Raw genomic sequence first — 13,140 nt, 5'->3', positions numbered from 1 at the left:
CCATAGCCATCTTGCAAGCCGCCACGGCCCCTGAAGAAAAGCGCCATCGGCGTATCAAAGCAAGGATTGCGGTCCCTGCCAGCAGACTAAGCACCGGAACTCCGAAGAGCACAGCGTGCATCTCCAGCATCAGCGCAAACGGAGTGTCTGGCGTTATCATACGGATAGCCTCCCCCGAATTCTGACGGTGTTCAAGAGGGCGACTTCATGAACCCTTAACCGACATCCCGCCATTTTTCGAGTGATCGACCAATCGTGGGCGACGAACTCGATGGCATTGTCTTAAGGCGGGAAACGAGGTCTCTCAGCCGACCAAATTAACCTTTTATTTCCTATGCCTGTTTAGCATCGCTTAACCAGTGGACGGTCGCTACGTCCCAGCCCTAGGGGAAAGCTCCAGGAACCATGGCTTACAGGGATAATCGTCAACACTGGAGGAACGAGCGGTCTTTGCTGTCGCTCGTCGAGGCAGTGCGCGACGAGGACGAAGCATCGCTGGTTTCGCTAGAGGACCGTGCAGGCCCGTCATGGCGCGAGGATGCCGCCACACGCCATCGTCTCGCCCGGTCGCGCCGCGAGGCGCGTGCCAGTCCGATCCTGTTGGCAGCCGCCGGTACAAGCCAGCTCCGTCCTGATGGGCCGGAGGCCGGCACCATACTGACGGAAGAGCCTGCAGCTGCCGATGTATTGTTCGACCCCGCTGGCTCCCTTGGCGGCCGCGATGCCGGTCCCGCTGAGGACAAAGCGTACCGGGCAGCGCGTCGGCGTCCGATCGGTACCGTGTTGTCGGCGCTGCGCAGGCTCATGCCCGGCAGAGCGCCGGAGGAGATGGCGTCCGGCGAGACTTCCGCCGCGACAAATTCCGGCGCAGCGATGCCGCCTGCCTTCGATCTACAGCCGCTCTATGCCGGACAGCCACCTTATCCGCAGCAACCCACGCCGCAGCATTCGGCCTATACTCAGGCCTGGTCGAAGGAGGCAAATCAGGTTTCGGAAGCCGCCGATCAGCAAAGCCAGATCGAGGAAATCCGTGCCAGCCTGCGTGAATTCCGCGAAGCGGTTCGCGAGCTCACCGAAAACCGCACGCGCCGCTATTTCTAAGCGTCGAATAAAACATGCCGGTTTCGAGTTAGCGGCATGGGACGGCGCATTGACGGGATTGCCCGGCTCGATTTTCGTGAAAATGCCGCGCTGCATGTCCGCCCGGCTGCGCATGGTTCTGGGCAACGACATGCATAAAAGGTATCTGGAGTACGCCGCGGGGATGCTTTAACGCGGCAGGCTTAGGCGATCGGCGTCGAGGGTGGTTCATGGCTGAGTTGATTGACGGAAAAAGCGTCGCCGAAGACGTGGTGCGGCGGGTCAAGGCCCTGGTCGCCGAACTGGCGGAAAAGGGCGGACGGCAGCCCGGCCTCGCGGTGGTCATCGTCGGCGAGGATCCGGCGAGCCAGGTCTATGTCGCCTCCAAATCCCGCACCGCCAAGGAATGCGGCTTCCATTCGGTTCAGCACACGCTGCCGGCCGAGACCTCCGAGCCGGACCTGTTGAAGATCATCGGCCAGCTCAACGCCGATCCGGCCATCAACGGCATCCTGGTGCAGCTTCCGCTTCCCGGCCATATCGATGCCGGCAAAGTCATCCAGACCATCGCGCCGGAGAAGGATGTCGACGGCTTCCACTTCATCAATGTCGGCAAGCTCGGCACCGGCGAGCTCGAGACCGCCTTCGTGCCTTGCACGCCGGCCGGCTCGATGCTGCTGATCGAACGGGTGCGCGGCAAGGATCTGTCCGGCCTCAATGCGGTCGTCGTCGGGCGCTCGAACATCGTCGGCAAACCGATGGCGAATCTACTGCTTGCCGCCAACTGCACGGTCACCATCGCACACAGCCGCACCAGGGACCTGCCGGCGCTTGCCCGCACCGCCGATATTCTGGTCGCAGCCGTCGGCCGGCCTGAAATGGTCCGCGGCGACTGGGTCAAGCCTGGCGCCACCGTCATCGACGTCGGCATTAACCGCATCGCCGCACCTGAAAAGAGTGAAGGCAAGGCCCGCCTCGTCGGCGATGTCGAGTTTGCCGAGGCAGCGAAGGCGGCCGGCGCCATCACGCCGGTGCCTGGCGGCGTCGGGCCGATGACCATTGCCATGCTGATGGCCAACACGCTAGCTTCCGCCTACCTCGCAGCCGGGTTGAAACGGCCTTCCTTCTGACCAGAGAGCAGCGTCCTTGCCGAACCTCATTGTTCCCTTAGAACGGCCGGTCACCAATGATCCCGTTCAGGGCGGCCGGCAGTTCGGGTTTCTGCTGGTCGACAAGTTCTCCATGTTCTCGCTGGCCGCGGCAATCGACACGTTCCGGTCGGCGAACCGGCTGCTCGGCCGCGATTTCTATGGCTGGACGACGGTGTCGGCCGACGGCGATGCCGTCATGGCTTCCAACGGCCTGCCGCTCAAGATCGACTACGCCGTTGTCGATCTGCCGCCGGTCGATATCCTTTTCGTCTCGGTCGGGCTGACGACGGAATTTCCCGGCAAGAGCAAGGTGCTGGCTGCGCTGCGCAGCTGGGGTCGGCGCGGCAATGCGCTCGGCGCGCTTTCGGTCGGCTCCTATCTGCTTGCCGAGGCAGGCCAGCTCGATGGCTATCGCTGCACTATCCATTGGGAAAACCGCGCCGGGTTCCTCGAACGCTTTCCGGACATCAACTGCACCGGCAACGTCTTCGAGATCGACCGCAAGCGCTACACCTGCGCCGGCGGCACCACCTCGATCGACCTGATGCTGGAGATCGTGCGCGGTGATTTCGGCTCGAGCCTCGCCAACGGCGTCGCCAACCAGTTCCAGCATGAGCGCATTCGCTCGGCCGGGGACCGCCAGCGCGTCGGCCCGGAACGCGACCTGACCGGCAAGTCGGAGAAGCTTCGCCGCATCGTCGAGCTGATGGCCGATCATCTCGACGAGCCGCTGTCGGCGGTGCAGCTCGCCAAGTCGGCGGGCCTGTCGGTGCGCCAGGTCGAGCGCCTGTTCCTGCGCCATCTCAGTGTGACGCCCGGGCGCTATTACATGCGGCTCAGGCTCGAGCGGGCGCGCGAATTGCTGCGCCAGACCAACATGCCGATCCTCGACGTGGCAATCGCCACCGGCTTCACCTCGCATTCCTATTTTGCCCAGAGCTACCGGCTGCAATTCGGCCGGCCGCCTTCCGAGGAACGCCGCACGACCTATTGAGGGTTTGGCAGAGAGGCGACGCAGCTTCGTACTCCGTCCGGGCTTGTGTCGCGACGCGGCGTCAAATAGCGTTCCGGCGCCGAGCGGCGGCGACTGACGGGGGAGATTTTTGATGGCGGGATTTGTGCGGAGCGTCGCTGCGGCGGCCCTGTTGCTCTGGACGACGGGGTTCGGTTTCGCCGCCGATCGCGTCATCGTCATTCTCGATGCCTCCGGCTCGATGTGGGCGCAGATCGACGGCAAGCCCAAGCTCGAAATCGCCCGTCAATCGCTGCGGAACGTGCTGCAATCGGTCCCGGCCGATGAGGAAATCGGCCTCATGGCCTATGGCCATCGCGAGAAGGCCAGTTGCGACGACATCGAACTCATCGTGCCGCCGCAGGCAGGCTCGGCAAGTGCGATCTCAGCCGCGGCCGACAGCTTGAAATTTCAGGGCAAGACGCCGCTGACCGCCGCTGTCAAGCAAGCGGCGGAAGCATTGAAATACACCGAGGACAAGGCGACGGTCGTTCTCATCACCGATGGCATCGAGACATGCAGCGGCGATCCCTGTGCGCTCGGCAAGGAGCTTGAGGCTGCCGGCATCGACTTCACCGTCGATGTCGTCGGCTTTGGCCTGACGGCTGCCGAAGGCAAGCAGGTCGCCTGCCTGGCCGATAACACCGGCGGCAAATATATCGAAGCATCGGATGAAAAGGCATTGCAGGACGCCCTCGTCGAGACCGTTGCGCCGCCGCCATCCGCTCCTGAACCGGCTGCCGCCCCGCAGCCTGCTCCCCAGCCGGGGCCTGCCCAGCCGGCGGAGTCCAATTTCGTGCCCACCGTCGTGCTTGCCGAAGGTGGCGATCCCGTCACCGACGGCAATGCCTGGGAGATCTATAAGGCGAATTCCGACGGCACGCGCGGCGATCCCGTCGCCACCGAATACGGCGCCTACAAGGGCAATCTGGAGGCGGGCGACTATATCGTCGTCGCGCGCGCCGGCGAGGCCAAGGCCGAACAGAAGATCAAGATCGAGCCTGGCCAGGTCGCCAAACCGCTCTTCACGTTGAATGCCGGCACGCTGGTTATCCACCCGCGGCCAAGCGAAGGGGCGGACGTTGACGGCGGCGCGGCGGTCGTGATCGCCTATCCAGGCGTCGACACCCTGCCGACCTACTATGGCGACACGAAAGTCGTGCTGCCGGCCGGCGACGAGAAGGTGACCGTCACGATCGGCCAGGGCGTGGTTACCGAGACGGTCCAGCTTGCCGCCGGCAGGGTCATCGACAAGGATATCATCGTCGGCGTCGGGCATGTCGTCGCCAACGCCTACTATGCTGCCGGTGGCGACAAGGCCGAGGGTTCTGGCGTCGGCTTCAAGGTGTTCCAGGCGAAAAAGGACATCGGCGGGACCAGGCAGGAGGTGACCTATGCCTACGGCCCCGACAGCAAGTTCGATCTGCCGCCCGACGATTATGTAATGGTCGCGACCGTCGATCTCGCGGTGGCCGAGCAGCCGTTCAGTGTCAAAATTGGCGAACATCAGGATCTGAAGATCGCCATGAACGCCGGCGTGCTGGCGATCACCGCGCCAGGGGCCTCGAAGATCGAGATATTCGAGGCCAAGAAGAACATCGATGGAACCCGCAAGTCGGTCGGCTACGCCTATGACCAGAAGTATCAGGCCACCTTGTCGGTTGGCGACTACGCGGTGGTTTCGGAGAAGTCGGACAGCAGCTCGAAGGAAGGCGCGGTAACGGTCAGGGCCGGCGCGCGAGCCGAGCTGACGGTTCAATAGATCCAAGGGAGAGCGGCCACCAGCCGCTCTTCCTCATGGCCGAAAAAGTCACGCCACGCCGAAGGCGCTCGCGCCATGGTCGGCGCGGCCCACCATCTGCCGGAACCCGGCGAAGAGCTCCCGGCCGAAGCCGAATTCATTGCCTATGAGGTCGCTGTCCGCGGGCCGGCGCAGTGCGAAATCGCCGGCCGGCACCAGCACCTCGAGCGTTCCGGCCTCGGCGTCGAGCCTGATAATATCGCCGTCATGAATCCTGGCGATCGGCCCGTCCTCCGCCGCTTCCGGCGTCACGTGGATCGCCGCCGGCACCTTGCCGGAGGCACCCGACATGCGCCCGTCGGTAACCAGCGCCACATGCTGGCCGCGGTCCTGCAGGATGCCGAGCACGGTGGTCAGCCGGTGCAATTCCGGCATGCCGTTGGCCTTCGGGCCCTGGAACCGAATGACGGCGATGAAGTCGCCGGTCAGCGACCCCGCCTTGAACGCCTCGTTCAGCCCTTGCTGGCTGTCGAACACCTTGGCCGGTGCCTCGATGATGCGCCGCTCCGGCTTGACCGCCGATGTCTTGATGACGGCGTGGCCGAGATTGCCTGAAAGCACTTTCAGCCCGCCGCTCGGCTGGAACGCCTTCTTGAACGGCGCCAGCACCTTCTCGTCGCCGCTCTGGCGCGGCGAGGCCTCGCGCACGACGCCGCCATCGGCGCCGAGCTTGGCCTCGACCGCGTAGGGGCGCAGCCCTTCGCCCCACACCGTCTGCACATCCTCATGTAAAATGCCTGCGTCGAGCAGTTCGCGGATCAGGAAGCCGAGCCCGCCGGCGGCGTGGAAGTGGTTCACGTCGGCAAGGCCGTTCGGATAGACCCGCGCCAGCAGCGGCACGGCTTCCGAGATGTCGGAAATATCCTGCCAGGTAATGGCGATGCCGGCCGCCGCCGCCATGGCGATCAAATGGATGGTGTGGTTGGTCGAACCGCCGGTGGCGTGCAGGCCGACGATACCGTTGACGATCGAGCGCTCATCGATCATCCGCCCGGCTGGCGTGTAGGCGTTGCCGAGCGCTGTGATCGCCAGCGCCCGCTTGGTCGCTTCCCTGGTCAGCGCGTCGCGCAGCGGCGTGCCCGGATTGACGAACGAGGCGCCAGGCGTGTGCAGGCCCATGATCTCCATCAGCATCTGGTTGGAATTGGCGGTGCCGTAGAAAGTGCAGGTTCCCGGCCCGTGATAGGATTTGGATTCGGCTTCGAGCAGTTCGGCCCGCCCCGCCTTGCCCTCGGCATAGAGCTGGCGGATCTTGGCCTTTTCGTCGTTCGGAATGCCGGTCGTCATCGGCCCGGCCGGGATGAAGACCGCCGGCAGATGACCGAAGGTCAGCGCCGCGATCACCAGCCCCGGCACGATCTTGTCGCAGACGCCGAGATAGACGGCGGCATCGAACATGTTGTGCGACAGGCCGATCGCCGCGGCCATGGCGATCACGTCGCGCGAGAACAGCGACAGCTCCATTCCGGGCTGGCCCTGGGTTACGCCGTCGCACATCGCGGGCACGCCGCCGGCCACCTGGGCGATGCCGCCGGCCTCGCGGGCCGCGTCCTTGATCAGTGCCGGAAACGTCTCGAAAGGCTGATGCGCCGACAGCATGTCGTTATAGGAGGTGATAATGCCGAGGTTCGGCACCCGGTCGCCGCCAAGCGCCACCTTTTCGGAAGGACTGCACACAGCAAAGCCATGGGCCAGGTTGCCGCAGGACAGCACGGCCCGGTTGGCGGTGCGGTTCGAGGCTTCGGCGATGCGGCCGAGATAAGCCTCGCGACCGGGCCTGGAGCGCTCACGGATGCGCTGGGTGATGGCTTCGATGTCGCGTCTTGCGGTCATGGCGGTCGGTCCTTTCAGGCGAGGTCCCGCAAACACCTTCCGGCTGTTGCCGGGACCTGCAGCCAAGTTGAGATCAAGGTGCCCAGAAAACCTCTACGGGCTTTTGAGTTGCATCGAGCACGGCGCGAATGGGCTTTCGTGTTCCAACTCCAAGCGCGGCCTCGAATGCGGTGCGTTTTTCCGCGCCCTCGATATGCAGCGCGATGAAGCCGGCATTGATGATCCGCGCCAGTGACAGCGTCAGCCGCGGCTCGCCGGCGCTTGCCGCGTGAACCGGAAGCACGATCCTTTGCGACGACGGATCGAGCAATCTTGCCAGGTTGTCGGCATCCGGAAAGAACGAGGCGGTGTGGCCATCAGTTCCCATGCCGAGCACAACAACATCGAGGGGCCAGGGCAGCACTTGCAGCGCCTCACTGTCGGAGACCGCTGCGCCCGCGATAGTTGCCGCAGCGTGGTAGAGCGGCACGAAATTCGCGGCGGCGGCCGCGTTCTGCAGCAGGTTGGCGGCAACCAGACCGGCATTGGAGCGCGGCGACGAGGGCGGCACGAAGCGCTCGTCGACCAATGTTATCGTCACCTTTTCCCAGGCGATAGGAACGGTCGAAAGCGCCGCGAAGAATTTCGCCGGCGTCGTGCCGCCCGAGACTGCAAGCAGTGCCGTGCCGCGCTCGGCGATCGCCTTTGACAGGCGGCCGGCGACGTGGCCGGCAAGCGCTGTCGCCAACTCCTGGCGTCCGGCAAATTCGTGCCAGTTGTAGGCGCCGCCTAATTGCTCTCGTGCCATGTCCGCCCATCGCGTTCGATCAGCGCAATCGAGGCCGAGGGGCCCCATGTGCCTGCGGTGTAGCCTTGCGCCTCTTGCCTTCCGCTTTCCCAGGCGTCCTGGATCGGGTCGATCCATTTCCACGCAGCCTCGACCTCGTCGCGGCGCATGAACAGCGTCTGGTTGCCACGGATGACGTCCATGATCAGCCGCTCATAGGCATCGGGCGCGCGGCCGTCGAAGGATTGCGCAAAACTCATGTCGAGCGGGATCTGGCGCAGCCGCATGCCGCCCGGGCCCGGATCCTTGATCATGATGAACTGCTTGACGCCTTCGTCGGGCTGCAGCCTGATGACCAGTTGGTTGGCGGAGATCGGCCCGGCGCTCTCGCCGAAGATCGAATGCGGGATTGGCTTGAATTCGATAACGATCTCCGAAACGCGGGTCGCCAGCCGCTTGCCGGTGCGGAGGTAGAACGGCACGCTGGCCCAGCGCCAGTTGCCGATCTCGGCCTTGAGCGCAACGAAGGTCTCGGTGTTGCTGTTCTTGCCGAGTTCCTCGACATAGCCCTTCACCGGCCCGCCGGCCGAGGCGCCGGCACGGTATTGCCCACGCACCGTGTGCTTGGGCGCTTCGTTGCCGTTGATGCGTTTCAGCGCCCGCAGCACTTTCAGTTTTTCGTCACGGACGGCATCGGCGTCCATCGACGACGGCGCCTCCATGGCGACGAGGCAGAGCAGCTGCAGCATGTGGTTCTGTACCATGTCGCGCAACGCGCCAGCCTTGTCGTAATAGGTGACGCGGTCTTCCAGGCCGACCGTCTCGGCCACGGTGATCTGCACATGATCGACATTGGCGGAATTCCACAGCGGCTCGTAGAGCGCATTGGCAAAGCGCAGCGCCATCAAATTCTGCACCGTCTCCTTGCCGAGATAGTGATCGATGCGGAAAATCTGGCTTTCATGGAAATCGTCGCCGACCAGGTCGTTGAGCGCGCGCGCCGAAGCGAGATCGCGGCCGATCGGCTTTTCCAGCACGATCCGCGAATTCGGCGTGATCAGCCCGTGCTCCTTCAGCTTGTGCGAGATGTCGCCGAACAGCGCCGGCGCCACCGCCAGATAGAAAGCGCGGATGTGTTCGCTGTCGCCGATCGCCTTCTTCAGCCTGTCGAAGCCGGCACCTGTGGTTGCGTCGGCCGGGACATAGGAGAGCCGTGCGAGGAACGTTTTCAGTTCCGTGGCGTCGATATCTTCCGGTTTCACATGATCGGCAATCGCCTGCCTGGCGAAAGACTGGAATTCCTCATCGGTCATCTTCGAACGTGATGTGCCGATTATGCGCGTCGGCTCGGAAAACTGGTGGTCGCGCTGCCGGTGGTACAGTGACGGCAGAAGCTTGCGTTCCGACAGATCGCCGGTGCCGCCGAAAATGATAAAGTCGAAAGGGTCGACGGGGATGATCTGGCTGGTCATGGTCTGTCCGCTCTGACGCCGGTCGCGATAACGCGGCTGATATAATCTAATCGATTTAAACTTGCCAGTGTCATTGCGTCACATCCGCGTGTGCTCTTGACACCGGCTCTGGCCGGAGGCTTGTCGGCAAGCGATGCTTCCGGGAGCGTTCGCAGGTGCAGCATAGAGCGGGATCAAGGCGAAAGCCAAAGGAGAAATCGGCAATGGACACACATCTTTCGATGGCCATGGCCAAACGCGTCGTCGATCGTCTTCAACGATGAGTGAGAAAGGCATGCGCCTCCAAAACAAGGTCGCCATCATCACCGGCGCTGCCTCGGGCTTTGGCGAGGGCATGGCCAGGCGCTTTGCCGAGGAGGGCGCGCGGGTCGTTGTCGCCGATCTGAACGCCAAGGACGCAGAGCGCGTCGCCGGCGAGATCGGCGAAAAGGCGATCTGGACCCAGACCGACGTCTCGCTGCGGTCCGAATTCGACGACATGGTCCATGCTGCAATGAGCGCCTTCGGTCGCATCGACATCATGGTCAACAATGCCGGTTACACCCATCGCAACGGTGACATGCTGGAAGTCGACGAAGCGACCTTCGACCTGATCACGTCAGTCAACATGAAGGCAATCTACAACGCAGCACTTGCCGTGGTGCCGGCCATGGAGCGGCAAGGCGGCGGCGTCATCCTGACGACGGCTTCCACGGCCGGTATCAGGCCGCGGCCTGGTCTCACCTGGTACAACGCATCGAAGGGCTGGGCGATCACCGCGACCAAATCGATGGCGGTGGAACTCGCGCCAAAGAACATCCGTGTCAACTGCCTGTGCCCGGTCGCCGGCGAGACCGGCATGCTTGAGAAATTCATGGGCGCCGACACACCCGAGATCCGCGAGAAGTTCCGCGCATCGATCCCGCTCGGCCGGCTTTCGACGCCGCTTGACGTGGCCAATGCCGCGCTTTGGCTCGCATCGGATGAAGCAGCTTTCATCACCGGCGTGGCGCTGGAAGTCGACGGCGGCCGTTGCATTTGAACCCCTAGGCCATCCGGCGACAGGCGGCTGATGGCGAGCGATCCGAGCCGCGATCGCTCTGTCTGTCCTACGCCCCGGTTTTGACGTAGCTCTTGTAGACCCAGCCGCGCTTGCCGTTGTAGACGATCTGGCACCACTGCTTGCAACTCATCACTTGCACCGAGGTCTTGGCCGGCACGGTGAGAATGGCGGCCGCATTCTTCTTTGGGCCGGTGCGCATGGTGACGGATCTCAGGATGCGTCCGGTACCGGCAGTATTGGTTTTTCCGGATTTTGCCTTGGTGCTGTTGTCGTCTTCGCTCGCGGACTGCGTCGGCAGTTGCGGCTTGGGTGTGGGGATGGCAGCGGTCTGCGCACCGTCGGGCCCTGTGTTTTTCGTCGAGCTGCCGGGAGCCGCCACCTTGGCAAACAATGCCGCAGCGTCGGGTTTCGCTGCCGGATCGGCGAATGCCACCGAAGCAGACGATTTATCGGCCGCCTGATCGGTCTGGCTTGCCAGTTGGTCGGATGCTGCTGTGGCGGCGGCCGATGCCGTCTTTGGTCCCGTCCAGCGGGGATCGTTGGGAGCCAGCGCCGGTATGTCGGCTTCCGCCGCGGCCACCGCCGGGGAAACCGCGTCGGCCTTGCCCGTCGTCCGCGGCGCAGCAGCGACCTTGGAAGGCATGATCTTCGTCGTCTTGACCGGAATGGTCGGAACGGTCTGCTCAGGGCTCGCCGCCGCCTGTCGTTCATTGGCCGGCAAGGCCAGCCACAGCGCCACTGCGGCAACGCCGAGCAGTGCTGCCGTGCCAAGCGCAGCGATCACGAGATGCGCGTTCGACCGGACCCCGTGCCAGAACGTCGGCCGCATATCGTAACCGAATTGCATCGCAACGCGCCGTCGTTCCGGCGCACCGAAACTGAAGGGCTCTCTCACACTTGCCACCTCCATTTGCGGGCCGATGTTCTCACGACCGATGCCGGAGAGCCGGCATTTCGATCGGCATCGTTCCCAAACCAAAGCGGGCAGGCCCGCAAAAATTCCCCGTTCAGCTGCCCACGAGCATCATCTTTCGCCCGCGATTGTGGCATCACTGCGCCCTTGGCGGGGATTCTGCGCCCTGGTTAAGGATTCTGCAACGCCTGGTTAAATCCTGTCCCGCAACGCGTACCAGTTGAGCGCAAGAAAGAGCAGTGGCGCGCGGAAACGCCGGCCGCCGGGGAAAGGCGGAATCTTCAAATCCTCGATCAGCTTCAGCCGGTCGCGGTTGCCGGCGACCGTCTCGGCATAAAGCTTGCCGAAAAAATTGGCCAGCATGACGCCGTGGCCGGAATAACCACCGACCGAGATCACATTGGGCATGACTTCGCGCACGAACGGCTTTCTCGGTACGGTGATGCCGACATAGCCGCCCCAGCCATGGGTGATCTCAATGTCCTTCAGTGCCGGATAGATCTCGGCGATCTGCCGGCGGATGTGGATGTGAATGTCCTTGGGATCGTTGACTGCGTAGATCTCGCGCCCGCCAAACATCAGCCGCCCATCCTTCGATTTGCGGAAATAGCGCACGACGAAGCGCGAATCGTCGACCGCCTCGCCACCCGGCAACACTTTGGAATCGGCGCCCAGCGGTACCGTTGCGCCGATGAATGAGCCGATCGGCATGATATGCGAAGCACTCACCGGCTCGAGCGTGCCGCCATAGGCGTTGACCCCGATCAAGCACTTCCCGGCGATGATCGTGCCCTTCGGCGTCGTCACCCTCACTTTGCCGCCGCCGGAGGTGATGCCGGTCGACGGTGTCTGCTCGAAAAGCTTTGCGCCGGCCTGTGCCGCGACTTTTGCGGTGCCGATCACCAGCTTCAGCGGATGGATGTGGCCGGTGCCCGTGTCGCGGGTGCCGCCGAAATAATGCGTCGAGCCGAGCCGCTCGGCTGTCTCCGCGGCATCCATGAATGAGATGTGCGGATAGCCGAACCGGCTTGCCATGATCTCGGCATGCGCCTTGTAGTCGTCGACATAGCGCTTTTTGTGCGCCACCGACATTTGGCCGGGCATATAGTCGATCTCGATCTGGTGCATCGCGGCGAAGTCGAGGAGATGCGCCTTGGCTTCTTCGGCGAGGTCGAACAGCGCCTTGGCGCGGGAAAAGCCGTATTCCGCTTCCAGCTCCTCTGCCCAGGCCCGCTGTCCGGTGCCGAGCTGGCCGCCATTGCGGCCCGATGCGCCGTCACCGAAACGATGCGTTTCGATAAGCACGACATCCGCGCCTGACTTGGCGAGATGAGCCGCAGCCGACAGGCCGGTAAAGCCGCCGCCGACGATCACTACGTCGCATGTCCGGTCGCCGTCGAGCGCCGGATATTCGGGCCTTGGTCCGGCCGTGTCCTCGTACCAGGAGCGGCCGGGGGAGATTGGGGATTGGTAAGTCATGATGCTCGGCTAGGGGAGTAGGGCAGTAGGGCAGTAGGGCAGTAGGGCAGTAGGGCAGTAGGGCAGTAGGGCAGTAGGGCAGTAGGTGTCTATTCAGCCGACAGCTTGCGGATGAGAGGAACTGTCAGGAATTCTGTGCGCGAGGCCGGTTTCGTCATTGGCTGACGAACCTTTCGCCGAAGACGACGGCGAACTGGGTCTTGGCCTCGAACCATTCGCGCGGCGGTCGTTTCCATTCCTCGGCCGCGTGGTTCAGCACCAAATATAGCAGCTTCATGGCCGCATCGTCACTGGGGAAGTGTCCCCGGGTGCGGACGGCGCGGCGCAGCTTGGAGTTCAGCGCCTCTATGGCGTTCGTGGTGTAGATGATCCGCCGCACGCTTTCGGGATAGGCAAAGAATGGGACGACGTGCTGCCAATTGCGCCGCCAGCTTTGGGTGATCGCCGGATACCGCTGCCCCCAGTAGCTGGCTTCGAAGTCCTCAAGGGCCTTCATGCCGGCTTCGGCGTCCTTGGCCCGGTAGATCGCGCGCAGCGCCGGCACGACGGACTTGCGGTCCTTCCAGGACACGAACTCCAGGGAATGACGGA

At 63.6% G+C, this 13,140-nt stretch carries 11 protein-coding genes; 5 read left to right on the top strand and 6 right to left on the bottom strand.

Features of this window, described 5'->3' with window-relative positions; all coding sequences use genetic code 11:
- Positions 1-450: 450 nt before the first annotated feature.
- From NKH37_RS29270 to NKH37_RS29255, 4 genes are all read left to right on the top strand, one after another.
- Positions 451-1,101: a hypothetical protein gene (locus NKH37_RS29270; protein ID WP_352547856.1), complete on the top strand. Its 651-nt coding sequence runs from the start codon at positions 451-453 to the stop codon at positions 1,099-1,101.
- A gap of 209 nt (positions 1,102-1,310) precedes the next feature.
- Complete coding sequence (folD, locus tag NKH37_RS29265) at positions 1,311-2,210, top strand: bifunctional methylenetetrahydrofolate dehydrogenase/methenyltetrahydrofolate cyclohydrolase FolD (protein ID WP_352817603.1); 900 nt, start codon at positions 1,311-1,313, stop codon at positions 2,208-2,210.
- A 16-nt stretch (positions 2,211-2,226) separates the two neighbouring features.
- The gene (locus NKH37_RS29260) at positions 2,227-3,225 is read left to right on the top strand and encodes a GlxA family transcriptional regulator (protein WP_352962414.1); all 999 of its coding nucleotides are present in this window, start codon (positions 2,227-2,229) and stop codon (positions 3,223-3,225) included.
- A gap of 112 nt (positions 3,226-3,337) precedes the next feature.
- The gene (locus NKH37_RS29255; RefSeq protein ID WP_352962411.1) at positions 3,338-5,005 is read left to right on the top strand and encodes a vWA domain-containing protein; all 1,668 of its coding nucleotides are present in this window, start codon (positions 3,338-3,340) and stop codon (positions 5,003-5,005) included.
- A 48-nt stretch (positions 5,006-5,053) separates the two neighbouring features.
- Here the strand turns inward: NKH37_RS29255 and edd are convergent, their stop codons facing one another.
- From edd to zwf, 3 genes are all read right to left on the bottom strand, one after another.
- Entirely contained in the window at positions 5,054-6,877 is a 1,824-nt protein-coding gene (edd, locus tag NKH37_RS29250) for a phosphogluconate dehydratase (RefSeq protein ID WP_352482395.1), read from the bottom strand.
- Between the two features lie 73 nt (positions 6,878-6,950).
- A complete protein-coding gene (gene pgl, locus NKH37_RS29245; protein WP_352482394.1) occupies positions 6,951-7,664 on the bottom strand; it encodes a 6-phosphogluconolactonase in 714 nt (237 codons plus the stop codon).
- On the bottom strand, positions 7,646-9,115 hold the full coding sequence (gene zwf, locus NKH37_RS29240) for a glucose-6-phosphate dehydrogenase (RefSeq protein WP_352482393.1): 1,470 nt from the start codon (positions 9,113-9,115) through the stop codon (positions 7,646-7,648). The genes pgl and zwf overlap by 19 nt, the downstream gene beginning before the upstream one ends.
- A gap of 274 nt (positions 9,116-9,389) precedes the next feature.
- On the opposite strand from zwf, the gene NKH37_RS29235 reads away from it, so the two are divergent.
- Positions 9,390-10,136, top strand: coding sequence for an SDR family oxidoreductase (locus NKH37_RS29235; protein ID WP_023719410.1), 747 nt, complete (start codon positions 9,390-9,392; stop codon positions 10,134-10,136).
- A gap of 67 nt (positions 10,137-10,203) precedes the next feature.
- Here the strand turns inward: NKH37_RS29235 and NKH37_RS29230 are convergent, their stop codons facing one another.
- From NKH37_RS29230 to NKH37_RS29220, 3 genes are all read right to left on the bottom strand, one after another.
- Complete coding sequence (locus NKH37_RS29230) at positions 10,204-11,004, bottom strand: SH3 domain-containing protein (RefSeq protein WP_245278604.1); 801 nt, start codon at positions 11,002-11,004, stop codon at positions 10,204-10,206.
- 258 nt (positions 11,005-11,262) lie between these two features.
- Entirely contained in the window at positions 11,263-12,549 is a 1,287-nt protein-coding gene (locus NKH37_RS29225; RefSeq protein WP_353042154.1) for an NAD(P)/FAD-dependent oxidoreductase, read from the bottom strand.
- Between the two features lie 154 nt (positions 12,550-12,703).
- On the bottom strand, positions 12,704-13,140 hold a 437-nt coding region (locus NKH37_RS29220), incomplete at its 5' end, for a transposase (RefSeq protein ID WP_352596339.1).

The sequence above is a fragment of the Mesorhizobium sp. M1217 genome, assembly GCF_040318275.1.
Classification (GTDB): domain Bacteria; phylum Pseudomonadota; class Alphaproteobacteria; order Rhizobiales; family Rhizobiaceae; genus Mesorhizobium.
Note: the sequence above shows the minus strand (reverse complement) of the source record. Positions and strands in the feature narration are given on the sequence as shown.

Coding starts and splice junctions, on each gene's coding strand:
- NKH37_RS29235 (WP_023719410.1), top strand. CDS start 9,390: ATGCGCCTCCAAAACAAGGTCGCCATCATCACCGGCGCTGCCTCGGGC.
- folD (WP_352817603.1), top strand. CDS start 1,311: ATGGCTGAGTTGATTGACGGAAAAAGCGTCGCCGAAGACGTGGTGCGG.
- edd (WP_352482395.1), bottom strand. CDS start 6,877: ATGACCGCAAGACGCGACATCGAAGCCATCACCCAGCGCATCCGTGAG.
- NKH37_RS29225 (WP_353042154.1), bottom strand. CDS start 12,549: ATGACTTACCAATCCCCAATCTCCCCCGGCCGCTCCTGGTACGAGGAC.
- NKH37_RS29230 (WP_245278604.1), bottom strand. CDS start 11,004: ATGCAATTCGGTTACGATATGCGGCCGACGTTCTGGCACGGGGTCCGG.
- pgl (WP_352482394.1), bottom strand. CDS start 7,664: ATGGCACGAGAGCAATTAGGCGGCGCCTACAACTGGCACGAATTTGCC.
- NKH37_RS29255 (WP_352962411.1), top strand. CDS start 3,338: ATGGCGGGATTTGTGCGGAGCGTCGCTGCGGCGGCCCTGTTGCTCTGG.
- zwf (WP_352482393.1), bottom strand. CDS start 9,115: ATGACCAGCCAGATCATCCCCGTCGACCCTTTCGACTTTATCATTTTC.